Below are 25,651 nucleotides of genomic sequence, written 5' to 3' on the forward strand. Positions count from 1 at the left end.
GTCCGTCTCCCGTGGTTATAATATCAGTTCGTAGAGATACTCCGGATCGAGATGATCGCCCACCCGGAAGGTGATGTCGGCGATCTTGCCGAAACCGTAACGCTGGTAGAACCGCTGCGCGCCGTAATTCTCGGAATAGACCGACAGCAGCACCGCATCATGGCCCCTTTCTCGCGCCACGCCCAACGCCCAGTCCATCAGCCGCGCGCCGATACCATGGCCGGTATAACCGGGCAGGGCATAAAGCTGGCCCAGCTCGATCGGATCGCGCGCGTTGGAATGGTGCGTGTAATGGCTGGGGTAGCGCAGCTTGCAGAACGCGACCAGCTTGCCTTCATCCTCGACAAGGCGATGGGTGCAGCTGTCGCCCGCGATTTCCGCAGCCACCGCTTGCGGATCGTGAACCTCGGCAAGGAAGGCTTCGAGGTCGGCCGGGGTGTAAAGGTGGCCGAAGGCGGCGACGAAGGTTTCAGCCCCGAGCACGGCGAGCGCGGGAGCATCGGCAAGAGTGGCGGGCCGGTCAATCATGCGCATCGCCCTAGCGTGGAGGAAGCATGCTGTTAAGCTGGCGAAAGCCGCAGGGGCGCGTTATGCCGTCGGCCCATGAAGAAACTCATCGCACTGGTTGCTCTCGCCCTCATGACCCAACCCGCACTTGCCGATGATGCGCCCAAGTGGTCCATCGCGATCCATGGCGGCGCAGGCACACTCGATCCCGCACAGATGACGCCCGAACGCCGCGCCGAATACGAGGCGGCCTTGCAGAAGGCGCTGGATGCGGGGGCGGCGGTGCTGGCCGAGGGCGGCAGCGCGATGGATGCGGTCAAGGCGGCGATCATGCCGATGGAGGATTCGCCGCTGTTCAACGCCGGCAAGGGTGCGGTGTTCACCTGGGATGGCACGAATGAACTCGACGCCTCGATCATGGATGGGCGCGACCGCAGTGCGGGCGCGGTGGCCGGGGTGAAGACGGTGAAGAACCCGATCCTGCTCGCCGACAAGGTGCGCACCGACAGCGAACACGTGTTCCTGATGGGTACGGGTGCAGAGGCCTTTGCGGTGGACAAGGGCTTTGCCGTCACCCCGCCCGATTATTTCGCTACCGAAGCGCGCCGCCGCTCGCTCGAACGCTTGAAGGCGGAAAAGCTTTCGGCGCTGGATGTCGATCACAAGTTCGGCACGGTCGGCGCGGTCGCGCTCGACCAGAGCGGCAACCTTGCGGCGGGCACCTCCACCGGCGGGATGACCGGCAAGCGCTGGGGCCGCGTGGGCGATGCGCCAGTGATCGGCGCAGGGACCTATGCGGATAACCGGAGCTGCGCGGTCTCGGCGACGGGATGGGGCGAGTATTTCATCCGCGTCGGCGTGGCGCACGAGATTTGTGCGCGGCTGCGTGCAGCGGGTGCGGCGGCGCAGCAAGTGGCCGACGATGTCATGGCCGACGTGGCTTCGCTCGGCGGCGACGGCGGGGTGATCCTTGTTACGCCCGAAGGCGAGGCGCTGTTCAGCTTCAACACCACTGGCATGTATCGCGGCCGCGCGACCAGTGCAGGGGTGCGCGAAGTGGCGATCTTCGGCGGCGAGGAGAAGGCTTCGAGCACGCCCGATCACTGATCTCAACCCCGTTCGCCTCGAGCGTCGTCGAGAGGCCCGTCAAAGGAGTCTCGACTTCGCTCGACACGAACGGATGTTGATCAGTAAAGCTTGCCCACCATCGGCAACCCGCTCTCCGGCTCGGCGAATTCCTTGATCAGGCCGCCCACCCGCGCCAGCGTCTGTTCGCCGCGCGCGAGCATTTCGTCCTCGCTCTGGCGTGCGCGGAAATAGCAGGCGAAGGTGATCGGCGCGCCCTCTGGCGGCTCGGCAAAGCCGATGTCGATATAATTATATTCTGCCCCGCTGATCAGCCCGCTGGTGCCGGTCTTGTCACCCGCGATCCAGCCTTCGGGCAGTCCTGCGCGTACGCGCCGCAGGCCGGTTTCGGTTTCCACCATCCAGCCCTTCAACTCGGCCCGCTCGGCTTCGGGTAGAACGTCGCCGTAAATGATCCTTGCAACCGTTCGCGCCATGGCGGCAGGCGTGGTGGTGTCGCGGAATTCGGCTGTGGGGACGATATTCATTTCCGGCTCCAGCCGGTCCACCCGGCTGATCTTGTCGCCGATGGAGCGCCAGAAAGCCGTCAGCGCGGCCGGGCCGCCCAGTGCGCGCAGCAGGATATTGGCCGCCGGATTGTCCGACGTGACCTGCGTTGCCCGCGCCAATTCGCGCAGGCTGGCACCGGTTGCCATGCGTTCGCGGGTGAAGGGCGCGTGGGACAGCATGTCCGCCTCTGTCCACTTCACGAGCTTGTCAGCATCGATCAGACCCGCCGCATCGCGCTGGAGCAACATCGCAGCCAGCGAAAGCTTGAAAGAAGAAGCATGGCCGAAGCGCCGGTCGCGGTTGATGCCGACTGACAGGCCCGTGGCGGTATCGAACAGTTCGACGCCAAGCGTGCCGTCCGCCTCGCCCTCGATCCGCCGCAGTTCGGCGGCGAGCCGGGCCGCCGGCGCCTGATCGGGTGGAACGCAGGCCGCCGCACCCAGTGCCAGCGTGCCGCCGAGGAAATAGCGTCGGTCTATGATCATGAGAACTTGTCTACCTTGCGCTTGCCGAACCTGAGATCGCCTTCGAGCTTGGCCCGCAATTGCGCATAGAAGGCTTCAAGGAAAGCCCGCTCGTCACCCGCGCCCGGTTCCCAGCCAATCTTGCGGCAGATTGTTTCATGCACCGCGGCGAGTGCTTCGGGCGAGGATTCGCGCAGCATGCGTTCGAGCGTCTGCAATTCCTTCTCGCCGTAAACCGACAGTTCGGCCTCGCCGAAATCATAGCGCGCGCCGGTAACCTCGCTCGCGCCCAGCGCCGCCGCGCCCTGCGTCGACAGCGTTTCCGCCAGCTTGGTGCGCGGCATTTCCACCACCCATGTCCCGGCGACGATATCCCCCGCACGCAGGGCATCACGATTGAAGAAAGGCAGCAACAGGAACAGCGCAAACCATGCCGTCGCCGCCAAGGCCAGCGGGCCGACATCCTCGCTGTTGCTGCTCATGAGCAGCAGTGTGACGATGAACACAAGCGGATAGAACACCTCGATATCGCGCAGCAGGTTGCGCGCGATCACCGCTTCGGGTGCCAGCCGGCCGCCGCTGCGTGCGGCCACCCGGATGCCGACAATCCGCTTGCCCAGCGTTGCCCCGCGCGGCCCGAGTTCCTGCACGAGGAAATATCCGTACCACGTCACGAAAACGAAGATCACCAGCAGGATCTGCAGGAATTCCTGCGCGCCGCGCGGGGCATCAGTGGGATCGAAGCTTGTCCCCTCAAGCAGCCCGCCTGCAATCCAGAACAACAACATGTGAACGGCGATGAGCCCGAAGACGATGATCAGCACGTCGAGCATCAGCGCGCCCGCCCGGCTCCCGCGCGAAGCGAGGGTGACTGGTAGCGACAGGCCTTCGGGGGTGATCATCTCCCGCCGGCGACCATTCCCCGCGCGCAGCCGGGGGCGCAGGCGCGGGGGCGTGCGGGTGGCGGCGGCGCTCATGCCCCGTCCTCCGTCATCGGACGCGGGCGATAGAGGAAGAAATAGGCGAGCCAGAAGGCCAGCATCATCCCGCCGATCAGGAAGCGCGGGCCCGTGCCGTCAACCAGCTGGCGCGGGAAGGCTTCGAGCAGTGCGGCGACCACCATCATGATGACGACGCCGACCATCACCACCGCGCTGCGCTGCCCCGCTTCGGCAGCAGCGGCGAGCACGGGCCGCGTTCCGGGAAAGGCCATCGCGCGCCCGATATGGAGCCCCGCTGCACCCGAAAGGAGGATGCCGAAGATCTCGGTCGTGCCGTGCACGCTCAGCCATGCGGCGAGTTCCACCAGCAGCCCCTGCCCGTCGAACAGCCACAGCAGCGCGCCGAGCAAGGCCATGTTGTGCACCAGCAGCAGCAGCGAGGGGATGCCGAAGGCAAAACCGAGCGCAAAGGCGAGAATGCACACGGCAGAATTGTTGCTGAACAGCTGCGCGGCGAAGGTAGACAGGCCGGCCGCATTCTCTTCGGTCGCCAGCGTCGCCAGCAATTCCTCGCGGCTCGCCCCCGGCACGCGGGTGTCGGACATCCGGCCGGGCACGAGGCGATAATACCAGGCCTCGTCGCGGGCGACGAGCAACCAGCCGACCACGCTGCCCGCGACCATCACCGCCAGCGCGATGCAGATGTCGAGCCAGAGCGCGCGCACCGCGCGGCTCCAGCCGCCGAACAGGAAGTCGCGCAGCCACGCGGCAAAGCCTTTCGGCGGGCCGTAAACCTGAAACCATGCGCGCTGCACCAGCGCTTCGAGATAGCCGAGAGTGGCCGCATCGAGGCTGGTTTCACGCGCCACCGCAAGGCTGGAGGCAGCAGTGCGGTAAAGCGCGGGCAGTGCCAGCAGATCTTCGTCGGAAATGCGTTTGAGCCCGCCGCGCTCCATCCGCGCGACGATAGCTTCGAGCCGCCGCCATTCGCCTTCGCGTTCCAGCCGGAAGCGGTCGGAGCGCAGGCTTGCGCTTTCGATATCGGGCGGCGCGGCAACCGCCCCGCGACCGAACCATGACGAGAGGATCGGAGCCTTCATCCGATCGCCTCGCTGTTCTTGATCAGGAAGTAGCGGTCGATCAGCTGCGGGCCGATTTTCTCCCACGGCGCCTCGATCACGTCGATCCCCATGCGCTTCAGGCGGCCGAGCACCAGTTTGCGCTGCTGCGACAGTGTGTCGGCGGTCACCGATCGGGCCAGTGTCGCGATGTCGGCAGGCGGAGCGGCGATAACGCGTTCGATCTCGGCGTCGGCCATGGTGACGAACAGCACCAGATGCTTGTTCGCCAGCCGTCCGAGGCTTTCCACCATCAGTTCCGCGCTGGTCGGATCGGTGAAGTCGGAAAACACCACCACCAGCGAACGGCGTTTGAGCCGCGTCGTCAGGGTCGCCAGCGCAAGCGTGAAATTGGGTTCCGCCGCTTCGTAATCCAACCCCGCTGCGGCGCTTTGCAGACGGTGGAAGGCGCGGGCATCGCCGATGAAGGGGGTGAACAGCTGCGGACGGCGGGCAAAACCGAACAGTGCGCATTTGTCGCCGCCCTTCAATGCGACATAGGCGCAGGTCAGCGCGGCGGACACTGCACGGTCGATGCGCGGCAGCCCGTCCACCGGCTCGCACATGGCCTGCCCGCAATCGAAGGCGAACACGATCTGGTTGTTGCGTTCACTTTCGTTCTCGCGGGCGTAGAGGCGGGTGTGGCGTGCGCTCGCCTTCCAGTCGATCCGGCGCCGGTCCATGCCGGGTTCGTATTCGCTCAAGGCCTCGAACTGCGTCCCCTCGCCGCGGATACGCCGGGCGATGAGGCCGGTCTGGGCGTTGCGCAGGAAGGTCTGCAAGTCCTTCGATCGCACCGGCGACAAGTCCGGCCAGATCCGCACCGCCTGTTCGAGCGGATAGCTGACCTGCCGCGCGCCGAGGCCGAGTGGGCCTTCCCAGCGCAGCCACGCACGGCTGACTTCTGCGGTGCCGCGCCGGACGGGGGTGACGGTGGTCTCCCCGCGCCAGCCCGGTGTGTCGGGATCGGGGGTGAGCGTGACGAGCACGCGGCCGCCTTCCGCCATGCGTGGGTCGCAGGCGAGCGCGGCGCTGACCGCCCGTTGCCGCCCGCCGGCAAAGCGCGCGGCAATGCTGATGCTTGCCGGCTGCCCGACTTCGGTATCGGCAGGCGCGTGGATGTCCCAGCCGGTGTTGCGGCCCGACAGCAGCGCGTCCAGCACCACCAGCGCCAGCAGCACGCCGCCGAGCACCGGCGCGGCGATCCACGCCCCCGGTGCGGTGGCGGCGATCACCAGCGCGACCGGAGCGAGCGCGGCCATCGTCCACGCCGCCCGCTCGGTCGGGGCGATGACCAGCAGCCGTCCTAGCGGCGTGAGTATCGTCACAAGCAGGCGGTATGGCTCAGCCATCGGCCTAGCGAGGTGCCTCGGTGCTTTCGACCAGTTCGGCGACCAGAGCCTCCATGTCGCGGCCCTCGATCTCGGCGGCGGGAGACAAGGTCAGGCGGTGGCGCAACACCGGCACGGCGAGCGCTTTCACATCGTCGGGGATCACGTAATCGCGTCCCTCCAGCGCGGCGCGGGCGCGGGCGGCACCGGCCAGCAGCACGGCCGCGCGCGGGGATGCGCCGACGGTGAGTTCGGCATGATCGCGGGTGGCGCGCACCAGCCGCACGACGTAAGCCGTGATCTCTTCGGCCACGGTGACCTGCGACAGCGCCGCCGCCGCAGCGCCGATGCCGGCCGCATTGGTGACCGCCTGCACGCCCAGATCGGCCGGTCGCTGCGGGCCGGAGCGCTGGCCATAGGTCGCCACGATCCGCGTTTCTTCCTCCTCCGCCGGATAGGGCACCAGCAGCTTGAACAGAAAGCGGTCAAGCTGGGCTTCGGGGAGGGGATAGACACCCTGGTTCTCGATCGGGTTCTGGGTCGCCACCACCATGAAGCGTTCGGCCAGCTGGTGCGTTTCCCCGTCGAGCGTCACGCGGCGTTCCTGCATCGCTTCGAGCAGCGCGGCCTGGGTCTTGGGCGGGGTGCGATTGATTTCATCCGCCAGCAGCAGATCGCAGAAGATCGGACCGCGGGTGAGGGTGAACTGGCTGGTCTGGAAGTTGAACAGGTTGGAGCCGAGAATGTCGCCCGGCAGCAGGTCCGGCGTGAATTGGATCCGCCCGAAATCGAGGCCCAGCGCCGTCGCGAAGCTTTGCGCTAGGAAGGTCTTCGCGGTGCCCGGCGGGCCCTCCATCAGCACATGGCCTTCGGACAGCAGCGCCACCAGCAGCATGTCCACCATGTCGTCCTGTCCGACGATCGCCTTGGCGATTTCGGCCCGGATCGCGTCGGCAAGCGCGCGCACGTCGATGAGGCTCATGGTCATGTGTTGCGTATCCCTGTCACAGCTTGTGGTTCAGATCGTCGAGCGCCCGTGCGGCGTCGAGAATGTCGGCGGGCCGATGGGCGGCTTCGAGCCGCGCGATGCGGCGCGAGAAGGGCTCTTCGGACGGCAGCCGGCGCGCAAGCGCGGCATCGATCGCCTCCGGATCGGGACGCGCAAGGCCGAGCCGCTGCGCTATCTCGCGCGCCGAAAGTGCGGCATAGGGCGCGGCCAGCAGGCCGAACCGCCGCGCCCGCAGGATCAGCCCCGCACCATTGGCGATCAACCGCTCCTTGCCGAATGCGATGGCGGGTCCGTTTGCGGCTGCGGGCGGGCCGAACCGCTGGAACGCGCGCCAGCCAACGATCAACAGCGCCAGCAACAGGCACAGCGTTGCAGCGAGGAAGGGCGGGCGGAAGGCCAGGGTAAGCAGATTTTCCGATGCGCCGAAGCCGTTGAGGGTCAGATCGAAGGTGATCTCGTCAATATCACCGTCATAGGCTGCCTCGCGCAGCAGAGCGAGCGCGGCTGCCGCGCGGGTTCTGTCGGCCAACCCGTAATTGTTCAGCAGATCGGGCTCGGCGACGAATATCGTCCAATGCGCGTCCTCGTAATAGTCGCTGCCTTGCTCCCCCAGCACCCGCAGCGCCAGCCAGTGGCCCGCCGAATCGGTGATCAGGGGTTCGTGAAGATCGCTTTCGTCCGCATAGAGGATGGTGCGGGTCGGAAGATTACCGCTCTGGGCAAAGCCGTCCCAGCCCGGCTCCTCGTCCTTCTCCAGCGTTTCGACCTGATGGGTGAAGCCATAGGGCGAGGGCAAGTCGGCGGTCCATTCGGCGGGCTGGGCATCGAACAGCATCACCCACCCCGGCTTGAACTTCGAGCGCACCTCGCGCGGCAATGTTTGCGGCGGGCGCAGCGCATTCCATTTCGGCAGGATCACAAGCGTCGGGCCTGTCATCTCGCGGTTGCGCAGGATCTTTCCCATCTCCTTCGGATCGGCGCCGGGCGGCGGGGTGAGCACCAGCAGACCTTCGGTTTCGAGGCCCGAAGGGCTGCGCGATCGGGTGACGCCGAAACCATCGGCCTCCAGCAGCCGCGCCAGTCCGGCATAGCCGTTGAGGCCCTTGCTCGCGGCGTGGGCCTGCCCGTTATTGCCGCCCCCTCCGAAGTCCTCGCCCGACGCGATCAGCCAGATCAGGGCAAGGAACAGGGCAAAGCCTACCGCCACCAGCGCCAGCGTGCCGCCGCGCGAGAAGGCGACCTGCCCGCTCATGCGGCGCGCTCCTGCCCGGTGAGGCGGGCGAGCGCGAAATCGGCATAGGCCGCGCGTGCGGCTTCCCAGTCGGCTTTCTCGAGCGCGCGCAGGGCGAACAGGCTGCGCTCCACGCGTTCGGCGATGATCCTGAAGGCATTGCGCGCGGCCTCGGGCAGGGCGGGCAGCGCGGCAAGTTCACGTGCGGTGCTGGACGGTTCGACCCAGCCGGGCCGGGCGGCGGCAATCTGGCCGACGCTGCGCTGAAGCAACAGGTGGGTCGCCTCGTCGAAACGACCCTCGGCGGCAAGCCGGTCGGCATCCTCCAGCAGCGCAAGGCTGGCCGCACGTTCTGGCTGCCATTCGTCTGTCACGCCGGCAGAGGCACCGCCGCGCCCCCCGGCAGCGTTGCCGAAGGCGCGCCACAGCAGCACCAGAACGAACAGCACGACACCCGTCAGCAACACCCATTGCAGCCACCACCAGGATGCGCCCAGCGTTTGACCGAGCGGGGCGAAGAGCTCCGCCAGAAACCGGAACACTTCCGACAGCGCCTTTTCGAACCAGCTCGGCTCGGGCGGTTTGATTTCCGGTATCTCGACGGGTGCAAATTGCAGGTCGTCCGATCCCCGCAAGCGATCCCATGCGGACGCATCAGGGGCAGATGATGCACCTGATTTCGGGGATGATTCTGCCGGGAGGGTTTGCGCCGCTACGGTCATGCCTTGCAGGTGGTGGCATGGTGCCCGCGCAGGCGCAACCGCGAAACCGCCTGCCGCGGCTTGCGCGCCAATCTAACCTCGCGCGCGGGCCTGTTCGTAGGTGCCCAGAATGCGCAATTCCTTGGAATGGAACGCGCATTCCTCCATCGCCCGGTCGACCGCCGGATCGCCCGGCGCGCCGATGATGTCGGCATAGAACATGGTCGCCGAAAAGCTCGCGCCGATCTGGTAGCTTTCGAGCTTGGTCATGTTGACCCCGTTGGTGGCGAAGCCGCCGAGCGCCTTGTAGAGCGCCGCAGGGATATTCTTCACCTCGAACACGAAGGTCGTCATCACCGGCTTGCCCGCCAGCGCGTCGGCCCCGAGCGGTTGCCGCGCCAGAACCACGAAGCGGGTCATGTTGTCGGGGCTGTCCTCGACGTTCTCTTCAATGATCTTCAGGCCATAGAGGTCGGCGGCGATGGCAGGCGCGATTGCCGCGACATTCGGATCGCCGCGCTCGGCCACGAAAGCCGCCGCGCCCGCCGTGTCGGCATGGCTCAGCGGCACGATCCCTCTCTCGCGCAGGTAGCGGCGTGATTGGCCCAGCGCCTGCGGGTGGCTGTAGGCCGCTTCGAACGGGCCATTGCCCAGCGCCATCAGCGCATGGTGGATCGGCATGAAATATTCGCCGACGATGTACAGCCCGCTTTCGGGCAGCAGAAAATGGATGTCCGCCACCCGCCCGTGCTGCGAATTCTCGATCGGGATGATGGCGTGGCCCGCGCGCCCGTCCTTCACCGCTTCGAGCGCGTCTTCGAAGCTGAAACAGGGCAGCGGCAGCAAATCCGGGCGGGCCTCAGTCGCGGCGCGGTGCGAATTGGCGCCGGGCGAACCCTGAAAGGCGATTGCCCGCGAGGGATCGGCCGAAGCGGCGGCGCGCATCCGGTCGACGATTTCGAGAGCAGGGCCAGGAAAGGATCGCATAGTGATCATGGCTGCTAGAGCGCCCGGGCCGACGCGGCAAGCCTGCTTGCAAAAGGTGCAAGAAATCGTGCCACGAACCGTCTTGCGCGGGCGCGAGGGCAACACTATGGGGCTGGCGGGATGACACAGGACACTTCTTCGCAAGCTGATGCCGCAAGCCAGAATGGTGGCGGCGATCTGTTCAACACTGCCGCCGGCTGGGTGCTGGGCGCTGCGGGCCTCGGCCTCGGCCTTTCGATCCTTTCGGGAGGCTTTTTCCATGGCAGCAAGCCCGAACGGCCCGAGCAGCTCGGCTATGTGATCGAAGGCGCGGTCGAGGAGACTGCCGGCCCGAAGGAAGTCTCCGTTGCCGAGGCGTTGAACGCGATGCCGGTCGCCGATCTGGTCGCTGCGGGCGAGAAGGCCTTCGCCAAGTGCCAGAGCTGCCACACCGTGACGCAGGGCGGTGCCAATGGCGTCGGCCCGAACCTCTACGGCGTGATGGGCGCCAATGTCGCGAACCACCCCGGTTTCGCCTATAGCGGCGAGCTGAAGGCGCTGGGCGGCCAGTGGGACTGGGAAAAGATGGATGCCTGGCTCAAGAACCCCAAGGGTATGGTCGCGGGCACCAAGATGAGCTTCGCCGGTCTGTCCAAGGTCGAGGATCGCGCAGCGATTTCCGCCTATCTTAACACGCTCGGCTCGAACCTCCCGCTCCCGGCTTATACGCCCGAGGCTCCGGCGGTCGAAGGCGATCTGGAGGCCGAGGCCGAAGCTGTGGCAGAGGCCGAAGCGGGTACCGATCCCGAAGCCGCGGTCGAATAAGACCGGCGCCGGGGCGCGTCTAGCCGCGCCCCTTGAACTTCTGTGCGACGACATACCATTCCGACGAGCCCTTGCGGCTCGCCGGGGGTTTGGCGTGCTTGACGCTGGCAAAATGCTTTTTCAGCAGCGCCAGCAGCTCGCTGTCGGTGCCGCCGGCCAGCACCTTGGCGACGAACGCGCCGCCTTGCGCGAGATTTTCCACCGCAAACCACGCCGCCGCCTCGACCAGCCCCATGGTGCGCAGGTGATCGGTTTGTTTGTGGCCGACGGTGTTGGCCGCCATGTCCGACAGCACCAGATCGGGCGGTCCGCCGAGCGCTTCGGCAAGGGCGGCCGGGGCCTCGTCTGCCATGAAATCCATCTGGAAGATGGTGACGCCTTCGATCGGCTCCACGGGCAGAAGATCGATCCCCACCACTTCGGCTTTCGGCGCTTTCTGGCGCACCACCTGCGTCCAGCCGCCGGGCGCGATGCCGAGATCGACCACGCGGGCCGCGCCTTTGAGCAGCGCGAATTTCTCGTCCAGCTCGATCAGCTTGTAGGCGGCGCGGCTGCGATAGCCGTCAGCCTTGGCCTGACGAACGTAGGGATCGTTAAGCTGGCGTTCGAGCCACCGCACCTGGCTGGCGGTGCGCCCGCGCGCGGTCTTCACCCGCTTGTCGGGTGTCTTGCCCGCGCGGCTCATCTTACAGACTGCCCGGAGCGTTGCTGGTGGAGCGCGCGCAAGCTGCGTTCGGATCGGCGTTCGGCTGCCATCAGGCTCCTCAGGATGCCTTCGCGGATGCCGCGATCGGCGACGCCGAGCCGCCGCGCCGGCCACAGGTCGAGAATCGATTCGAGAATCGCGCAGCCCGCGACCACCAGATCGGCGCGATCCTGCCCGATACAGGGCAGGGTGCTGCGTTCATAAGGGGTCATAACGCTGAGTCTTGCGCTGATCTCGCGCATTTCCGTCGCCGGCACGATCAGTCCGTCCACCGCCTTCCGATCATAGCTCGGCAGTTCGAGATAGAGGCTGGCAAGCGTCGTCACAGTGCCGCTGGTGCCCAGCAGGCGGATGTCGCGATGCCGGGCGGCACCAGCCACCCGCGCGGCAAAGGGCGCAAAGCTTTCGGCCACCAGACGGCGCATTTCGGCATAGCGGGCCAGCCGCGCGCTCTCGCCCTCTTCGCTGCGTCCGACCGTGTCGGTCAGCGAGACGACGCCCCATGGCACGCTCTGCCAGTCGAGGATGCGCGGCACCCGGCTGGCTTCCGGTCCACCCGCCTCGACCAGTACCAGCTCGGTCGACCCGCCGCCGATGTCGAAGATCATCGCGGGACCATCGCCCGCTTCCAGCAGGATGTGGCAACCCAGCACTGCTAGGCGCGCCTCTTCCTCGGCGCTGATGATGTCGAGCGCGATGCCGGTCTCGCGGCGCACGCGCTCGATGAAATCGGGGCCGTTCGCGGCCCGGCGGCAGGCCTCGGTCGCGACCGAGCGGGCAAGCCGGACATTGCGGCGTTGCAGCTTCTCGGCGCAGATCGTCAGTGCGGACATTGTGCGATCCATCGCCTTGTCCGACAGGCGTCCGCTGGTGGCGAGGCCTTCGCCCAGCTTCACCACCCGGCTGAAGGCATCGATCACGGTGAAATCCCGGCCCGATGGGCGCGCGATCAGCAAGCGGCAGTTGTTGGTGCCGAGATCCAGCGCGGCATAGGCCTCGCCGTGGTGGCCCGGGCGCAAAGTTCCGATCGCGGAAAGATCATGTTCCGCGCGTCGATTGCCTGATGCCGTTGCACCATTGGCACGGCCATCACGGCCGTTCCTGCGCGGTTCGGGCTGGGGGGCGCGTTTGTAGCGAAAATCGGCTACCTTGCCGGACTTCGAGCCCCGTTTCTTGCCAGCCCTGGCATTCCTGTCCGGCGGCAGAGTGTCCGCCATGATCCTTGTACTTTCTCATCACCGCTGCGCGCATGTGCGCACAGAGCACCTGAAGCCAAGCTAACCCAAGCGCACGGGCAGGGCAAGCGGGCGCGATGCAGCATGGCCTTGACCTTGGCCGCGCATAAAACTAGGGAGCGCCCTCGCTGACCCCGTCGGGCCCCGTCCGCCGGAATGCCAATGCCCCGTCCTCTAATGGTAAGAGAGCGGACTCTGACTCCGTCAATCAAGGTTCGAATCCTTGCGGGGCATCCAGCAACACCATCACACCATTGCCCGCCAGCCCCCGCGTGTTCCACGTGAAACACCGCGCGAGCGTCGCCTATTGCGGGTCTGACGGGGGACTACTAGGGGTCTGGACATGACCGACAAAGACCTGACGAACCGCAAGTTCTACCGTGCGGGCGAGGAAACCCGTTTTGCCGAGGGCGTGCCCGAGCGCACCCCGCAGACCGCGCATCCGGCCTACAAGCTGGCGTTCCGCGATACCGATTTCCTGCTGCGCGACGAGCTGCGGCCGGTGCGCTTCCAGCTGGAATTGCTCAAGACCGAGATGCTGCTCGACGAGGCGCGGGTCGGCTCGACCATGGTGATGTACGGCTCCGCCCGCATTCCGTCGCCGGCGCAGGCCGAAGCGCGTCTGGAAGCGGCGCAGCAGGGCAGCGAATATGATCGCAAGGTGGCGCAGCGCCTCGCCGAGAAGGCGAAGTATTACGACGAGGCCTACAAGCTGGCGCGGATGGTCAGCGAAAAGGCGATCATCGAGGACGGCAAGCGCCAGTTCGTCGTCACCACCGGCGGCGGGCCGTCGATCATGGAGGCCGGCAATCGCGGCGCGTCGGACGCGGGCAGCGAATCGATCGGGCTCAACATCGTGTTGCCGCACGAACAGGCGCCCAATCCCTATGTGACGCCCTATCTCAGCTTCCAGTTCCACTACTTCGCGCTGCGCAAGATGCACTTCCTGCTGCGCGCGCGGGCGGTGGCGGTGTTCCCGGGCGGGTTCGGGACGTTCGACGAATTCTTCGAGCTGCTGACCCTGATCCAGACCGGCAAGATGAAGCCGATCCCGATCATCCTGTTCGGCAAGGATTTCTGGACGCGGGTGATCGATTTCGAGGCGCTGGCCGAGGAAGGCACGATCTCCAAGGCCGATCTTGATCTGTTCACATGGTGCGAAACCGCCGAAGAGGCATGGGCCAGCATCGCCGGCTTCTATGAGCTGTCCGAAGACTGATCCGGTTATCTGCACCGCGCGGCTGGTGCTGCGCCGGGTGCGGCCGGAAGCGGATTTCGCGGCCATGCACGCGATCCTGAGCAATCCGCAGGCCATGGCCTTCTGGTCAACCCCGCCGCACGAGACCGGGGCGCAGACCCGCGACTGGCTGGCGGCAATGGCTGCGACAGGGCCAGACGAGTGCGACGATTTCATCATCGAATATCAGGGGCGCGCCATCGGTAAGGCGGGTTTCTTTCGCTTTCCCGATGTCGGTTACATCATCGATCCGGCGATGTGGGGACAAGGCATCGCCAGCGAGGCGCTGGTGCCGATCATCGCGCGCGCCTTTACGCTCTACGGACAGGCGCGCCTGGTCGCGGATGTCGATCCGCGCAATGCGGGCTCGATACGGCTACTGGAAAAGCTCGGGTTTGCCGAAACCCACCGAGCCGAGCGGACATGGTGCATCGCCGGCCAGTGGTGCGATTCGGTCTATTTCGCCCTGTCGCGGGAGGATTGGCAGGCGCGGGCATAGGCCTTGCGTCCGGCGCGCTCCTACTTCCCGTCAATCCAGCCGCCGCACCGCGTGATGCCCGAGCGGGCCGTTCCCCGCGCCGAAACCGGGCGCGGCCTCGATCGCGCGTATCACGAAGTGGCGGCCGAGCCTGACCGCGTGTTCCAAGGGTTGGCCGTGGCCCAGCAGCGTCGCAATCGCCGATGACAGCGTGCAGCCGGTGCCATGGGTGTGCGGCGTATTGATCCGGGCATGCTCGAAATGCAGCGCCCGCGCCTCGCCCGCCACCGAACCGGGCATGTAGAGCACGTCGATAATCCGCGCGTCCGAGGTATGCCCGCCTTTGGCCAGCACCGCTGCGCCTGTCATCTGCGACAATTCCTCGGCGGCTTCGACCATCTGTTCGCTGGTGGAGAGGCTGCGGCCGAGCAGGTGGCCGAGTTCGGGCAGGTTGGGCGTGATCAACGCCGCGCGCGGGAACAGCAGTTCGCGCAGGGCCGCGATCGCCTCGGGATCGATCAGCGCCGCGCCGCTGGTGGCGATCATCACCGGATCGAGCACGATCGGCGCCTTCACGCCCTCCAGCGCGCGGGCGACGTGGGCGATAATGTCGGCATCATGCAGCATCCCGATCTTGACGGCGTCCACGCCGATGTCGGTGATGCAGGAGGCGATCTGTTCGGCCACCATGTCGCCCGCCATCGGCGCAATCGCCTGCACCCCGACAGAATTCTGCGCGGTGACGGCGGTGATCGCGGTCATGCCGTATCCGCCGAGCATCGCGATGGTCTTGAGGTCGGCCTGGATGCCGGCACCTCCCGACGAATCGGAGCCGGCAATGCTGAGGATGCGCGGAAGGGGGCGGGTAGGGGAGGGGCTGGTCATGCCCCGCGCCATAGCAAGCCTGCGCATTCGCGGGGATGGTTTTTGCAGGAATTGCGCCGGAGGGCGGCTTTCAGGAATGCCCGATGCCTTGCGTCATGACCGGTGATGGGTGGGAAGCGGATAGCGCATTTCTTCAATAGGCGGTGCCGCAAGGCATGTGCGGGTTCCGCCGCGCACCGGCTGCTCATGTCCCGCTACCGTGTGAAGACCGCGCCGTGCGGCTTGGCCGAGCCTGTGAAACCGTGCGGCCAAGCCCGGGCATCGAAGCTGAAGCCAACCTTGCCGTCCACGTCCCGGAATGCCTCGTCGATCGAAAGCTCGCCCGTGGCCTCGTCAAGCTTGAGCAGGTAAGTGCGATCGCCTTCGCGGCCCGACGTGACGACCAGCCGCTTCGCTTTGGGGTCCCAGCCGGTCCAATGCGATGCATACTTGTCGTCGATGACGAGCTGGGCAACTTCCCGCACCTTCTCGCCGTCGCTGATGTCGAGCACAACGAAGCCGTGGATCGCCGGCACAGATTGGATAAGGTAATTTCCGACAATCGTCGGCACGCCGCACCAACTGCCGGTGAACTGGTGCACCAGCCGTGCAACTGGCTGCGGCGTGTCCAACCCGGTTACCCGCTGCACCCCGCAAGACAACGTCTGGATATAGACCGATCCATCGGCCGCAACGCGTGCCTCCTCCGGGGAGATATGTCCGCTGAGGCTCGGCCCCGGATCGAGCCGGTGGGTTCCAAGCAGCTTCAGGTCGGATAAGCGGAAGATTTGATACGTGTTGCTGGTCAGCAGATAATCATCGCCCATTGGCGAGTTAGTAACCAGCACCCGGTCGATCCCGGGAAGCACGGCAAGGCTGTAGGGCAAGAGGCCCTCGTTGCCGAACGCCGGGTCGACATTGCTCGCGGCGCGCACCGCAGTCCCAGCCTCAGTAATCTCGACGATCCCTCCGCTCGTGCCGCTCATCGCCATGACATCATGCCCCGCATGATCACCGTGAGCCGCATATTGGAAGCTTGCCAGCACGTTGCCATTAGGAAGGCGCAAGAAGCTGTGTGGCATGGCATAGCCTGCCAGATTACCAAAGACCGCGATCTCCTTCGGACGAAGCGGTTCGGTAAGATCCATCACGACCGTGCGGCCCGCGTCATGATCATTGGCGAACAGCTTGGCGCTCGCGGGCATGACGTATTCAGTATGATGCGGGTTGTTGCTGGTCTGGTCGGTTGCCGCACTGGCGAGCAGTTGGCCGTAGGTAGGCGAGGCGGGATCTGCATCAATCACCGCGATGAAGTTCTTGTCTGTCTTGGCACGGTCGCCCGCCCAGACGAACAGGTGATGTCCCTTCGCACCGACTTCCTGAGCGGACGCTGAAACGGTAGTAACGGCACAAAAGGCCGCGATGACCGCCACCAAATTTCTCATCTGCATCTCCCCCCAAACACGCCGCAATCAGTGAGCAAATAGCTTAGTATTTAGGTCAAGGCCACCAGGGTAGCCGCCCATCACGGGCGACCCATGCCGCTCGGGTCAGCTACCCACCGCGATTGATCTCTGTCGCGCGTCCCGCTCAAGAACCCCGATTTTTCCTTCACATGTTCGAGTGGCGGCTTTGGGCTCGCAAGCCGAATGTCTGCTTTTGGTCCGGATCGCGGCAAAGCGGACGCGGCCGATCCCGTTCAGCCCTTGAACCTGCGCTGGGTCGAGGGCGGATACTTCGCATGAAGCGCCTTGGCGCGCGTGGGCCGGTCCATCAGCTCGCCCCCGCAATTGGGACAGCGATCGTCCAGATCCTCGGCGCATTCGGCGCAGAAGGTGCATTCGAACGAGCAGATGAAGGCGCCGGGCGCCTCTGCCGGAAGATCATTGCCGCAGGTTTCGCAATCGGGGCGCATTTCGAGCATTGCCAGTTCTCCTACACCGCCGCCCGCACGGCTTCGCAAATGGCGTCGACCACCTGTTCGACCTGTGCCTGATCGTCGCCTTCGGCCATCACGCGGATGACGGGTTCTGTGCCCGAAGGGCGGATCACAAGGCGGCCCTTGCCCGCCAGCGCGGCTTCCGCCTCGGCGATCACCGCCTGCACCTGCGGGTTTTCCAGCGGTTTCCCGCCTTCGTAGCGCACGTTCTTGAGCAGCTGCGGGACGGGATCGAACACGTGCAGCAGCTCGCTGGCAGGCTTGCCCGACCGGACGAGGCTGGCCAGCACCCGAAGCGCCGCGACCGTCCCGTCGCCGGTGGTGGCGTGATCAAGCAGGATCATGTGGCCCGACTGCTCGCCGCCCACATTGAACCCGCCTTCCTTCATCCGTTCGAGCACGTAGCGGTCGCCCACCTTGGTGCGCTCCAGCGTCAGGCCGATCCCGGCAAGGTAGCGTTCGAGCCCGAGATTGCTCATTACCGTCGCCACGATCCCGCCGCCGCGAAGGCTTCCGCGTTCCTGCATACGGGTGGCGATCAGCGCCATGATCTGGTCGCCATCGACCGCGCGGCCTTTCTCGTCGACCACGATCAGCCGGTCGGCATCGCCGTCGAGCGCAATGCCGATATCCGCACCTTCCTCGACCACCTTTGCCTGCAAGGCGGCAATTGCGGTGGAGCCGACGCCGTCGTTGATATTGGTGCCGTTGGGGGTAACCCCCACTGCGATCACATCCGCGCCCAGCTCCCAGATCGCGCTGGGTGCAACCTGATAGGCCGCACCATTGGCGCAATCGACCACCACCTTGAGGCCATCGAAGCGGATTTCCGCCGCTACCGACTGCTTGACCGCATGGATATAGCGCCCGCGCGCATCCTCGATCCGGCGCGCGCGGCCGATCTTTTCCGCCGGGGCAAGCGGGATGTCGGTTTCCATCAGCCGTTCGATTTCGGCCTCGGCCTCGTCCGACAGCTTGAAGCCGTCAGGGCCGAACAGCTTGATGCCGTTGTCGGGGAAAGGATTGTGGCTGGCAGAGATCATCACGCCGAGATCGGCGCGCATTTCGCGGGTGAGCAGGGCGATCGCCGGGGTCGGCAAAGGCCCGGTCATGATCACGTCGATCCCGACCGAGGTGAAGCCCGCCACCAGCGCGCTTTCCATCATGTAGCCCGACAGGCGGGTGTCCTTGCCGATCACCACCCGGTGCCGGTGTCCGCCGCGCACGAAGTGGCGTCCGGCCGCCTGTCCGACCTTCATCGCAGTCGCCGCGGTCATAACGCCGTCATTGGTGCGGCCCCTGATGCCGTCGGTTCCGAACAGCTTGCGTGCCATGAATTCGCCTACCCCGTCCCTCGGTCAAGATTGTCTCGCGCTTCTGGCGCGGTTATCGCGCAAAGGGAAGGGCAAGCCGCCCGCGGAAGGAAACGAAATTGCTTGAAGGTGACAACGCCGGCGCCGGTGGCGGTGCGGGCGGGAAATTCGCACTGGTGCCGATCCGCCTGCCGGTTGCGCTGACATTCGCAGCTCTGATCGGCGGTCTGCTGGCCGGGATCGCAGGCGCCGCGCTGGAGGCACCTGCGGGTATCGCCGAAACCGCCGATCTGGTCGGCGGATTGTGGCTGCGCGCGCTGCAGATGACGATCATCCCGCTGGTCGCCGCGCTGCTGGTGCTGGGGCTGGTGCAGATGATCATGGCCGCGCGGGTCGGCACGGTGGCGCGGGCGATGCTGCTGCTGATGGTGGCGGTGCAGCTGGCAGGCGGCGCCTTTGCATCGCTGGCCATGCCGGCTTTGCTGGACATTTTTCCCGTGCCGCAAGGCGCAGGCGCGTTTCTGGCGCAGGCGCCGACCGACGTGGGCGAGGTTCCGCAGGTGCTGGATTTCTTCCGTTCGCTGGTCTCTCCCAACATCGTCGCCGCCGCCGCCGAGACCGCGATGCTGCCGCTAACGATCTTCTTCGTGATGTTCGCCGTCGCGATCACCCGCCTGCCGGAGGATCAGAGCGAAAGGTTGCTCGGCTTCTTCCACGCGCTCGGCAATGTCATGCTGCTGATCATCGGCTGGGTGCTGGCTGTGGCACCCGTGGGCGTGTTCGCACTGGCTTACGGCGTGGGCGTGCAGAGCGGCGGGGGCGCCTTCGCCGCGCTCGGTCATTACGTGCTGACCGTGACCGCGATGGGCACCTTCATCCTCGTGCTGGCCTATGCCATCGCGGTTGCCATCGGGCGCACGGGGTTCCTCCGCTTCGCGGCGGCGGTTCTGCCTGCGCAGGCGGTCGCGCTGTCCACGCAAAGCTCGCTCGCCAGCTTGCCAGCGATGCTCGATTCCGCAAGCCGCCTGAACCTGCGCGCATCGACCGCCGAATTCGTGCTGCCGCTGGCGGTGGTGATTTTCCGCGCCACCAGCGCGGCGATGAACCTTGCGGTGGTCTATTACATTGCCGCGCTTGCCGGGATCGAAGTGCCGCCCGCCATCGCAGTCGCCGGTATCCTGATCGCTGCGCTGATCAGCCTGTCGGCGGTCAGCCTGCCCGGTTCGATCAGCTTCGTCGTCTCGATCGGACCGATCGCGCTGGCGATGGGCGTGCCGGTGGAACCGCTGGCGCTGCTGGTCGCGGTCGAGATGCTGCCCGATCTGATGCGCACGCTCGGCAATGTGACGATGAACGTTGCTGTCACAAGCGCAGTTGACCGCTCGTCGCGCGCCGCTAGTGGCTCGTCGTAATGCTGCAACCCTTCGCCCTCACGGGCGTTGTTGATACATAACCCTCGTTTTTCATCCCAACACGGAGAAACCCATGGCTTTCCAACTCTCCCCGCTTCCTTATGCCGCCGACGCGCTGGCTCCGGCGATTTCGGCCGAGACGCTGTCGTTCCACCACGGCAAGCACCACCAGACCTATGTCGACAAGATGAACGCCGCGATCGAAGGCACGGCCCATGCCGACGCTTCGCTCGAAGCGATCATCGCCGCCTCGCGCGGGACCAACCAGGGTCTGTTCAACAATTCGGCGCAGACCTGGAACCACGCCTTCTACTGGCACTCCATGGCCCCTTCGAGCACCGCGCCTTCGGCTGATCTTGCCGCCAAGATCGACGAGGCTTTCGGCTCGCTCGACGCGCTGAAGCAGCAGCTCAAGGATCGCGGCGCGGGCCACTTCGCGTCCGGCTGGGTGTGGCTGGCCGAAAAGGGCGGCAAGCTGTCGATCGAGGAAACCCACGATGCCGATACGCTGGCCGATAGCGGCTTCAACCCGCTGCTGGTGCTCGACGTGTGGGAGCACGCCTATTACCTCGATCACCAGAACAAGCGTCCGAGCTATCTCGATGCGGTGGTCGAAGGGAAGCTGAACCTTGCCTTCGCGTCCGAAAACCTCGCGCGCGGCACGGTGTGGACCTACGCCTGAGCCGTCCGTCCGGTTTCGGATTAACGCAGAGGCCCGCCCGCAGAAATGCGGCGGGCCTTTTTGCTGTCAGGGCTTGGCGCTCGACAGGTTGCCGGCGGCGACCTCGTCCAGTTCTTCCAGAATCGCGCGGTGGGCCGCGTCGTCATCGGTGGAACGGCGCGGGATGTTGCCGTTGGCGAGCATTTCGGTCAGCGTCGCACGGGCGCGGCCCACGCGGCTCTTGATCGTGCCGACCGCACAGCCGCAGATCTCGGCGGCTTCCTCGTAGGAAAAACCGCCCGCACCCACCAGCAGCAGCGCCTCGCGCCGTTCGGGCTGAAGCGTCAGCAGCGCGCGGTGCAGGTCTGACAGGTGGATCGGTTCCTCCTGTCCGGCGGGCGCGGTCAGGATGCGTTCGGCCACGCCCTCGTCATATTCGCCGCGGAAGCGGTTGCGGCGCATGTCGGTGAGATAGGCATTGCGCAGGATCACGAAGGTCCAGGCGCGCATCGAGGTGCCGGGTTCGAACCGTTCCTGCGCGGCCCAGGCCTTCAGCAGCGTTTCCTGCACCAGATCATCGGCCATATCGGGACGGCCGCACAATCCGCGGGCGAAGGCGCGCAGGTGCGGCACGACTTCGGTCAGTTCACGTTTGAAATCGGCCTTTTCCGAGGCCGTGCGCGAGCTCGCGCTGGCAGGGTCGCTGTCGCTCATCGACGCGCTCCCCGGTCATCCGGGGATTGCGAAGGATTGCCGCCTTGTGCCGCTGCACGCTTGGGATCGATCTCGTCGAGCTTGGCCAGCAGATCCTTGAAACTGTCGGGCAGGTCTTCCTCGACGACCGAATCATAAAGCTGCTTCAGACCATCGGCCCATTCCGGCGCGCGCTCCGGCTGGCCGGAGCGTGGAGGGGGCGGTTTTCGGTCTGAGGTCATGATGCTTGTCGTTATCCCTGATCCCTTGGGGCGCACAGCGCCGCTTGTGCGGCGCGCGTGCTCGGGATGCCATAGCACAAGCCGCCGCGATTGCCGTAACGCAAACGCGCTTGGACTGTTCGGGAACGATGCGCCATATGTTTGGTTCCGCCCGCAAGACCCGGCGCAGCAGGACCACGACCCATCCAGAGCCTCGATCCCATTCCCGAACACGATGCTCCGGCGGCCCCGGCTGGCAGCCGCGCAAGGCGCTGGCTGGTGCTTTATCCGCGTGCGATCCCGCTGGCGATCTTCCTTGCCATCGCGGCGATCACGGCGCTGAGCGTGTTTGCGATCGAAAGCAATGCCCGCGCCCGCGAACGCGCGCTGATGCGCGAATATGCGCAAAGCGTCGCTGCCGGGCTTGATCGCAGCAGCAACAGTTTTTCCTCCTATCTGCGTGCCGGTGCGGCGCTGTTCGCCAGCAGCGCGGACGTGAGCCCCGAGACATTCGACAATTTCGTGCGCGCGCTGCGGCTCGACATGGATTACCCCGGCGCGGAAGGGATTGGCTGGCTGCCGGTGCTGGAAACGCCCGACGTGCCCGCCTTCATGGCCAAGGTGCGCGCGCGCCAGCCCGGTTTTCCCGACATCTATCCCACACCGGTCGCCACCACGGGGCGGATTGCGCCGGTGACGATGTTCGCCCCCGAAAATCCCCGTAACCGCCGCGCGCTGGGTTATGACATGTATTCCGACCCGGCCCGTGCCGCCGCCATGGCCGAGGCCGAACTGGCTCGCCGCCCGACCGCGTCGGGCCGGATCGTGCTGGAGCAGGAACAATCGGGCAATCTCCCCGCTTTCGCGATCTACATGCCTGTGTTCCGCACTTTCGGCGAGGGTGACCGGCGGCTGATCGGCTTCGTTTACACTCCGTTCCGGGCGCGCGAATTTCTCGACGCCGCGATAATCGGCAAGGCGCCCGAGGATTTCGGCGTGCGCCTGTATGACGGCGAGGCCAGCACCGGACACCTGCTGGTGACCCATTCGATCAATGATGCCGCGAGCGAGCGGGTTGAGGAGCAGGTGACGATCGCCAACCGCAAGCTGTTGCTGGTGGTCGAATCCGCCAATGCACGGATGCTGGCGCCGCTATCGATGGTGACGTTGCTGTTCGGCCTCGCGCTGGCGAGCCTGCTGATGTTGCTGGCACGATTGCTGACCCAGCAGGCCTATGAAGACCAGTCGCGCCTCGCCTTTTTCGAGGAACAGCATTCGATCCGCAATTCGCTGACCCGCGAGCTCAATCACCGGGTCAAGAACACGCTTGCCAATGTGTTGTCGATCCTGTCGTTGACCCGGCGGCGCACGCGCGATCTCGACGAATTTGCCGACAGTCTCGAAGGGCGCATCCGCGCGCTGTCCGCAACCCACGATCTGCTTACCGTTACCGATTGGGGCACCACTCCGATCCGGTCCGTGATCGAGGCGGAGCTGCAGCATTTCCGCCTTGCCATCGACGATGCGATCCTGCTCGACGGGCCGCCGCTGGAGCTGGCACCCAACGACGCGCTGTCCTTCGGGCTGGCGGTGCACGAACTGGCCACCAACGCCGCCAAGTACGGGGCTTTGAGCGTTGCCGAAGGGCAGGTGACGATAAGCTGGCAAATGGCGGGCGAACATCTGGCCGAAGTCGAATGGCGCGAGAGCGGCGGCCCGCCGGTGGCGGGCGAGCGCCGCCGCGGCTTCGGCACCGAGCTGATCGAGAAGATCGTCGCCCACGAATTGCGCCAGCCGGTCGCGCTCGATTTCCGGCCCGAAGGCGTGGTTTGCGTGATGCGCGTGCCGATCCGCCGTCCTGCGGATTTCCGTATCAGAGAAGGTGGTTAGGGTCTGCCGCTCCTAACCCAAGGGCTTGCTGGACCGGAAGAATAGCGCCTGGCTGATCGCCGCACGAACCGTGGCTTCCTGGAACGGCTTGGTGACGAGGTAGGTCGGTTCGGGCCGGTCGCCGGTCAGCAGGCGTTCGGGGTAGGCGGTGATGAAGATCACCGGCACGCTGCCGAGCGAGAGAATATCGTCGACTGCATCAAGTCCCGATGACCCGTCGGCCAGTTGGATGTCGGCCAGCACCAGCCCGGGCATGGCTTCCGTCACCACTTCGCGCGCCTGCGTGCGCGTGGCCGCGGTGCCGCAGATCTTGTGGCCCAGCCCGCCGACCAGATCTTCCAGCTGCATCGCGATCAGCGGTTCGTCCTCGATGATCAATACCGAGGTTTTCTGTTCGCGGTCGATCCCCGCCACCGCCTCGGCCACCAGCGCTTCAACCTCGGGCACGTCGCGTTCGAGGATTGCTGCGGCCTCGGGGATGGTGAAATCCTCCAGCGTGGTCAGCAGCAGCGCCTGACGCGCGGGCGGCGTGATCGTGCCGAGCCGGTGCTGTGCGCCCGCCTCGTGCTCGCTGGTGCTGTCGCCTGCGAACACATTATCCGACTGCGCGCTCTCCCAGACCTTGGTGAAGGCCCGATAGAGCGGGACGCGCCCGCCTTCGAGCGCGCCCATCAGCGCTGTATCCGCCATCGCCGCCTCGAGCATGGCCCGCACGAAGGCATCGCCCGCGTTTTGCGAACCGGTAAGCGCGCGGGCATAGCGGCGGAGATAGGGCAGGTGCGCGGCGATCTGGTTGGCGAGGGACATTGGTCGGCTCCGCTGGAGATGACAGCATGGTGCTGTAATTGGCTAAGCGATTCGCGATGGATAGCGGTTCCCGCGCTTCGCGTCGCCTGTTGCAAAACCGGGCGCGCAAAGACGGTTCCGGCCCGCGCAACAAGTGATGAAAAAATTTTTTGCAGGGCGGGAACCGACCGCAAGTTTGCTCATTTAGAGCTTGTCACCGCCGAGACCCCCCTCCCGTCCAAGCGGCTGGTGATACGATCCCGAAAGCCCTCCGCTCTCCCGAGCGGAGGGCTTTTTTCTTACCCCAGCTTCTTTTCGTAAATCGCGTATTCGCGGTTGATCTTGCTCTGGATGGTGTCGGCGATGGCGAGCATGCCCTGATTGTCTTCCAGCACCCAGCCCAGCTCGCCGCGGGACGACCGGAATTTTCCGTTGGCTTCCTGCCGGATCGCCTCGATCATCATGAAGGCGAGCTGGCTGGCTATCCGGCTGTTGTGCAGTTCTTTCAGCACCCCCATCAGCGGCACCCGCATCCCGGCGCCTTTGGGGTAGCGCAGCCAGCGCAGCATGTGGATCCAGCCGAACGGGAACAGCTTGCCCCCGATCTTCGCCAGCGCGTCGTTCACGTCGGGGAAGGTCAGCATGAAAGCCACCGGCCGCCCGTCGAGCTCGGCGATCATGTTCAGTTCTTCCTTGATGATCGGGCGCAGCTTCTTGCCTGCATAGGCGACCTCTTCCGGCGTAAAGGGGACAAAGCCCCAATTGTCCGACCAGGCATCGTTGAGGATCCCGAGCACGATCTGGACTTCCGAATCCCAGCGGCTCTTGTCCACCCGCCGGACATTGATGCGCGCGTTCTTGTGGCCCGACTGCACGATCCGCTGCACCAGCGGCGGAAATTCACGGGAGATGTCGAGATCATAGGTATAAAGCGTCTTTGCACGGGCATAGCCTGCCGCTTCGATCCAGCCCGCGTAATGTGCCGGATGGTGGCCCATCATGATCATCGGCGGATGGTCCTGCCCGCGCACGAGCAGGCCAGGCTCCTCCCAGATCGACAGCGAGATCGGGCCAAGCACGCGCATCATCCCCTCGCCCGCAAGCCACGCCTCGGCCGTCGCGAGAAGCGCATGGGCGACGCCTTCGTCCTCTGCATCGAAATAGCCGAAGAAGCCGGTGCCGGGGCCGAAGCCCTGATCGGCAGGCATGGTCAGCGCCAGCTCGTCGATATGTGCCGAAATCCGCCCCACCGCGCGCCCGCCGCGATGCGCGATGAACAGCTGTGCCCGCCCGTGACCGAAGAACGGGTTCTTGTTCGGATCGACCAGCTCGATCTGTTCGGACCTGATCTGCGGCACGAAGTTTTCGAGCCGTGCCGAAAAGGCCCGCCCGCAATCGACAAAGGCCGCCCGCCCGCGCTTGTCGGTAACAGGTTCGATGCTTATTTCTGATCGGGTGGTGATTGCATCTGACACGCGTGCTGCCCCG

26 protein-coding genes and 1 tRNA gene are annotated in these 25,651 nt (G+C 65.7%); 8 read left to right on the plus strand and 19 right to left on the minus strand.

The annotated features are described in order from the left end of the window. Window positions 1–15: 15 nt before the first annotated feature. Window positions 16–528 (minus strand): GNAT family N-acetyltransferase, encoded by a 513-nt coding sequence (locus OIK40_RS09640; protein WP_273678116.1) that lies wholly within the window; start codon window positions 526–528, stop codon window positions 16–18. A gap of 75 nt (window positions 529–603) precedes the next feature. On the opposite strand from OIK40_RS09640, the gene OIK40_RS09645 reads away from it, so the two are divergent. Then, complete coding sequence (locus OIK40_RS09645; RefSeq protein WP_273678117.1) at window positions 604–1,614, plus strand: isoaspartyl peptidase/L-asparaginase family protein; 1,011 nt, start codon at window positions 604–606, stop codon at window positions 1,612–1,614. A gap of 80 nt (window positions 1,615–1,694) precedes the next feature. On the opposite strand, the gene bla is transcribed toward OIK40_RS09645, so the two are convergent. The 8 genes from bla to OIK40_RS09685 form a co-directional block, all read right to left on the minus strand. Continuing rightward, a complete protein-coding gene (gene bla, locus OIK40_RS09650) occupies window positions 1,695–2,627 on the minus strand; it encodes a class A beta-lactamase (RefSeq protein ID WP_273678118.1) in 933 nt (310 codons plus the stop codon). Then, window positions 2,624–3,583, minus strand: a complete 960-nt coding sequence (locus OIK40_RS09655) for an RDD family protein (protein ID WP_273678119.1) — start codon at window positions 3,581–3,583, stop codon at window positions 2,624–2,626. Before OIK40_RS09655 ends, bla begins: the two co-directional genes overlap by 4 nt. Then, on the minus strand, window positions 3,580–4,647 hold the full coding sequence (locus tag OIK40_RS09660) for a stage II sporulation protein M (protein ID WP_273678120.1): 1,068 nt from the start codon (window positions 4,645–4,647) through the stop codon (window positions 3,580–3,582). Before OIK40_RS09660 ends, OIK40_RS09655 begins: the two co-directional genes overlap by 4 nt. Further along, complete coding sequence (locus tag OIK40_RS09665) at window positions 4,644–6,017, minus strand: DUF58 domain-containing protein (protein WP_273678121.1); 1,374 nt, start codon at window positions 6,015–6,017, stop codon at window positions 4,644–4,646. Before OIK40_RS09665 ends, OIK40_RS09660 begins: the two co-directional genes overlap by 4 nt. A gap of 4 nt (window positions 6,018–6,021) precedes the next feature. Continuing rightward, the gene (locus OIK40_RS09670) at window positions 6,022–6,978 is read right to left on the minus strand and encodes an AAA family ATPase (protein WP_374211804.1); all 957 of its coding nucleotides are present in this window, start codon (window positions 6,976–6,978) and stop codon (window positions 6,022–6,024) included. Between the two features lie 22 nt (window positions 6,979–7,000). After that, the gene (locus OIK40_RS09675; RefSeq protein WP_273678123.1) at window positions 7,001–8,257 is read right to left on the minus strand and encodes a DUF4350 domain-containing protein; all 1,257 of its coding nucleotides are present in this window, start codon (window positions 8,255–8,257) and stop codon (window positions 7,001–7,003) included. Further along, entirely contained in the window at window positions 8,254–8,871 is a 618-nt protein-coding gene (locus OIK40_RS09680; RefSeq protein ID WP_273678124.1) for a hypothetical protein, read from the minus strand. The genes OIK40_RS09675 and OIK40_RS09680 overlap by 4 nt, the downstream gene beginning before the upstream one ends. Window positions 8,872–9,030: 159 nt before the next feature. After that, window positions 9,031–9,924 (minus strand): prephenate dehydratase, encoded by an 894-nt coding sequence (locus OIK40_RS09685; protein WP_273678125.1) that lies wholly within the window; start codon window positions 9,922–9,924, stop codon window positions 9,031–9,033. Window positions 9,925–10,044: 120 nt separating this feature from the next. Here OIK40_RS09685 and OIK40_RS09690 point away from each other — a divergent pair, with 120 nt between their 5' ends. Continuing rightward, window positions 10,045–10,728 carry a c-type cytochrome gene (locus OIK40_RS09690; RefSeq protein ID WP_273678126.1) on the plus strand — a complete coding sequence of 228 codons (684 nt, stop codon included), beginning with the start codon at window positions 10,045–10,047 and terminating at the stop codon, window positions 10,726–10,728. 19 nt (window positions 10,729–10,747) lie between these two features. Here the strand turns inward: OIK40_RS09690 and OIK40_RS09695 are convergent, their stop codons facing one another. After that, window positions 10,748–11,413 carry an RlmE family RNA methyltransferase gene (locus OIK40_RS09695; protein WP_273678127.1) on the minus strand — a complete coding sequence of 222 codons (666 nt, stop codon included), beginning with the start codon at window positions 11,411–11,413 and terminating at the stop codon, window positions 10,748–10,750. Next, complete coding sequence (locus OIK40_RS09700) at window positions 11,410–12,651, minus strand: Ppx/GppA phosphatase family protein (protein ID WP_273678128.1); 1,242 nt, start codon at window positions 12,649–12,651, stop codon at window positions 11,410–11,412. The genes OIK40_RS09695 and OIK40_RS09700 overlap by 4 nt, the downstream gene beginning before the upstream one ends. 181 nt (window positions 12,652–12,832) lie before the next feature. Between OIK40_RS09700 and OIK40_RS09705 the strand changes: the two genes are divergently transcribed. The 3 genes from OIK40_RS09705 to OIK40_RS09715 all read left to right on the plus strand — a co-directional run bounded on the left by OIK40_RS09705 (window position 12,833) and on the right by OIK40_RS09715 (window position 14,405). Beyond that, window positions 12,833–12,906: transfer RNA gene (locus tag OIK40_RS09705), tRNA-Gln, on the plus strand. A gap of 106 nt (window positions 12,907–13,012) precedes the next feature. After that, complete coding sequence (locus OIK40_RS09710; RefSeq protein WP_273678129.1) at window positions 13,013–13,888, plus strand: LOG family protein; 876 nt, start codon at window positions 13,013–13,015, stop codon at window positions 13,886–13,888. Then, the gene (locus OIK40_RS09715) at window positions 13,869–14,405 is read left to right on the plus strand and encodes a GNAT family N-acetyltransferase (RefSeq protein ID WP_273678130.1); all 537 of its coding nucleotides are present in this window, start codon (window positions 13,869–13,871) and stop codon (window positions 14,403–14,405) included. Before OIK40_RS09710 ends, OIK40_RS09715 begins: the two co-directional genes overlap by 20 nt. A 30-nt stretch (window positions 14,406–14,435) precedes the next feature. Here the strand turns inward: OIK40_RS09715 and thiD are convergent, their stop codons facing one another. From thiD to glmM, 4 genes are all read right to left on the minus strand, one after another. Beyond that, window positions 14,436–15,269, minus strand: a complete 834-nt coding sequence (thiD, locus tag OIK40_RS09720) for a bifunctional hydroxymethylpyrimidine kinase/phosphomethylpyrimidine kinase (RefSeq protein ID WP_273678131.1) — start codon at window positions 15,267–15,269, stop codon at window positions 14,436–14,438. 194 nt (window positions 15,270–15,463) lie between these two features. After that, window positions 15,464–16,693, minus strand: coding sequence for a hypothetical protein (locus tag OIK40_RS09725; protein WP_273678132.1), 1,230 nt, complete (start codon window positions 16,691–16,693; stop codon window positions 15,464–15,466). 254 nt (window positions 16,694–16,947) lie between these two features. Beyond that, complete coding sequence (locus OIK40_RS09730) at window positions 16,948–17,172, minus strand: DUF1272 domain-containing protein (protein ID WP_273678133.1); 225 nt, start codon at window positions 17,170–17,172, stop codon at window positions 16,948–16,950. An 11-nt stretch (window positions 17,173–17,183) separates the two neighbouring features. Continuing rightward, complete coding sequence (glmM, locus tag OIK40_RS09735) at window positions 17,184–18,521, minus strand: phosphoglucosamine mutase (RefSeq protein WP_273678134.1); 1,338 nt, start codon at window positions 18,519–18,521, stop codon at window positions 17,184–17,186. A 98-nt stretch (window positions 18,522–18,619) separates the two neighbouring features. Here glmM and OIK40_RS09740 point away from each other — a divergent pair, with 98 nt between their 5' ends. Both OIK40_RS09740 and OIK40_RS09745 read left to right on the plus strand, forming a co-directional pair. Then, window positions 18,620–19,912 (plus strand): dicarboxylate/amino acid:cation symporter, encoded by a 1,293-nt coding sequence (locus OIK40_RS09740; protein ID WP_273678135.1) that lies wholly within the window; start codon window positions 18,620–18,622, stop codon window positions 19,910–19,912. Window positions 19,913–19,985: 73 nt separating this feature from the next. Next, complete coding sequence (locus OIK40_RS09745; RefSeq protein WP_273678136.1) at window positions 19,986–20,594, plus strand: superoxide dismutase; 609 nt, start codon at window positions 19,986–19,988, stop codon at window positions 20,592–20,594. Between the two features lie 66 nt (window positions 20,595–20,660). Here OIK40_RS09745 and OIK40_RS09750 read toward each other — a convergent pair whose 3' ends face one another. Then, a complete protein-coding gene (locus OIK40_RS09750; RefSeq protein WP_273678137.1) occupies window positions 20,661–21,287 on the minus strand; it encodes a sigma-70 family RNA polymerase sigma factor in 627 nt (208 codons plus the stop codon). Beyond that, window positions 21,284–21,508 carry a NepR family anti-sigma factor gene (locus OIK40_RS09755; protein WP_273678138.1) on the minus strand — a complete coding sequence of 75 codons (225 nt, stop codon included), beginning with the start codon at window positions 21,506–21,508 and terminating at the stop codon, window positions 21,284–21,286. The genes OIK40_RS09750 and OIK40_RS09755 overlap by 4 nt, the downstream gene beginning before the upstream one ends. Before the next feature lie 258 nt (window positions 21,509–21,766). Between OIK40_RS09755 and OIK40_RS09760 the strand changes: the two genes are divergently transcribed. Then, complete coding sequence (locus OIK40_RS09760) at window positions 21,767–23,377, plus strand: CHASE domain-containing protein (protein WP_273678139.1); 1,611 nt, start codon at window positions 21,767–21,769, stop codon at window positions 23,375–23,377. A 12-nt stretch (window positions 23,378–23,389) separates the two neighbouring features. On the opposite strand, the gene OIK40_RS09765 is transcribed toward OIK40_RS09760, so the two are convergent. Both OIK40_RS09765 and OIK40_RS09770 read right to left on the minus strand, forming a co-directional pair. Then, window positions 23,390–24,184 (minus strand): response regulator, encoded by a 795-nt coding sequence (locus tag OIK40_RS09765; RefSeq protein ID WP_273678140.1) that lies wholly within the window; start codon window positions 24,182–24,184, stop codon window positions 23,390–23,392. A gap of 278 nt (window positions 24,185–24,462) precedes the next feature. Then, a complete protein-coding gene (locus tag OIK40_RS09770; protein ID WP_273678141.1) occupies window positions 24,463–25,638 on the minus strand; it encodes an N-acetyltransferase in 1,176 nt (391 codons plus the stop codon). Window positions 25,639–25,651: the final 13 nt, after the last annotated feature.

The sequence above is a fragment of the Erythrobacter fulvus genome (assembly GCF_028595285.1).
GTDB lineage: Bacteria > Pseudomonadota > Alphaproteobacteria > Sphingomonadales > Sphingomonadaceae > Erythrobacter > Erythrobacter fulvus.

What these genes read in the sequence shown, in the direction of transcription:
- OIK40_RS09660 (WP_273678120.1), bottom strand. Translation starts at nt 4,647, where the DNA reads ATGAAGGCTCCGATCCTCTCGTCATGGTTCGGTCGCGGGGCGGTTGCC.
- OIK40_RS09730 (WP_273678133.1), bottom strand. Translation starts at nt 17,172, where the DNA reads ATGCTCGAAATGCGCCCCGATTGCGAAACCTGCGGCAATGATCTTCCG.
- OIK40_RS09765 (WP_273678140.1), bottom strand. Translation starts at nt 24,184, where the DNA reads ATGTCCCTCGCCAACCAGATCGCCGCGCACCTGCCCTATCTCCGCCGC.
- OIK40_RS09745 (WP_273678136.1), top strand. Translation starts at nt 19,986, where the DNA reads ATGGCTTTCCAACTCTCCCCGCTTCCTTATGCCGCCGACGCGCTGGCT.
- OIK40_RS09725 (WP_273678132.1), bottom strand. Translation starts at nt 16,693, where the DNA reads ATGAGAAATTTGGTGGCGGTCATCGCGGCCTTTTGTGCCGTTACTACC.
- OIK40_RS09710 (WP_273678129.1), top strand. Translation starts at nt 13,013, where the DNA reads ATGACCGACAAAGACCTGACGAACCGCAAGTTCTACCGTGCGGGCGAG.
- OIK40_RS09755 (WP_273678138.1), bottom strand. Translation starts at nt 21,508, where the DNA reads ATGACCTCAGACCGAAAACCGCCCCCTCCACGCTCCGGCCAGCCGGAG.
- OIK40_RS09655 (WP_273678119.1), bottom strand. Translation starts at nt 3,583, where the DNA reads ATGAGCGCCGCCGCCACCCGCACGCCCCCGCGCCTGCGCCCCCGGCTG.
- OIK40_RS09685 (WP_273678125.1), bottom strand. Translation starts at nt 9,924, where the DNA reads ATGCGATCCTTTCCTGGCCCTGCTCTCGAAATCGTCGACCGGATGCGC.
- OIK40_RS09695 (WP_273678127.1), bottom strand. Translation starts at nt 11,413, where the DNA reads ATGAGCCGCGCGGGCAAGACACCCGACAAGCGGGTGAAGACCGCGCGC.
- OIK40_RS09715 (WP_273678130.1), top strand. Translation starts at nt 13,869, where the DNA reads ATGAGCTGTCCGAAGACTGATCCGGTTATCTGCACCGCGCGGCTGGTG.
- OIK40_RS09700 (WP_273678128.1), bottom strand. Translation starts at nt 12,651, where the DNA reads ATGGCGGACACTCTGCCGCCGGACAGGAATGCCAGGGCTGGCAAGAAA.
- OIK40_RS09640 (WP_273678116.1), bottom strand. Translation starts at nt 528, where the DNA reads ATGATTGACCGGCCCGCCACTCTTGCCGATGCTCCCGCGCTCGCCGTG.
- OIK40_RS09690 (WP_273678126.1), top strand. Translation starts at nt 10,045, where the DNA reads ATGACACAGGACACTTCTTCGCAAGCTGATGCCGCAAGCCAGAATGGT.
- OIK40_RS09750 (WP_273678137.1), bottom strand. Translation starts at nt 21,287, where the DNA reads ATGAGCGACAGCGACCCTGCCAGCGCGAGCTCGCGCACGGCCTCGGAA.
- OIK40_RS09670 (WP_374211804.1), bottom strand. Translation starts at nt 6,978, where the DNA reads ATGAGCCTCATCGACGTGCGCGCGCTTGCCGACGCGATCCGGGCCGAA.
- OIK40_RS09665 (WP_273678121.1), bottom strand. Translation starts at nt 6,017, where the DNA reads ATGGCTGAGCCATACCGCCTGCTTGTGACGATACTCACGCCGCTAGGA.
- glmM (WP_273678134.1), bottom strand. Translation starts at nt 18,521, where the DNA reads ATGGCACGCAAGCTGTTCGGAACCGACGGCATCAGGGGCCGCACCAAT.
- OIK40_RS09675 (WP_273678123.1), bottom strand. Translation starts at nt 8,257, where the DNA reads ATGAGCGGGCAGGTCGCCTTCTCGCGCGGCGGCACGCTGGCGCTGGTG.
- thiD (WP_273678131.1), bottom strand. Translation starts at nt 15,269, where the DNA reads ATGACCAGCCCCTCCCCTACCCGCCCCCTTCCGCGCATCCTCAGCATT.
- bla (WP_273678118.1), bottom strand. Translation starts at nt 2,627, where the DNA reads ATGATCATAGACCGACGCTATTTCCTCGGCGGCACGCTGGCACTGGGT.
- OIK40_RS09645 (WP_273678117.1), top strand. Translation starts at nt 604, where the DNA reads ATGAAGAAACTCATCGCACTGGTTGCTCTCGCCCTCATGACCCAACCC.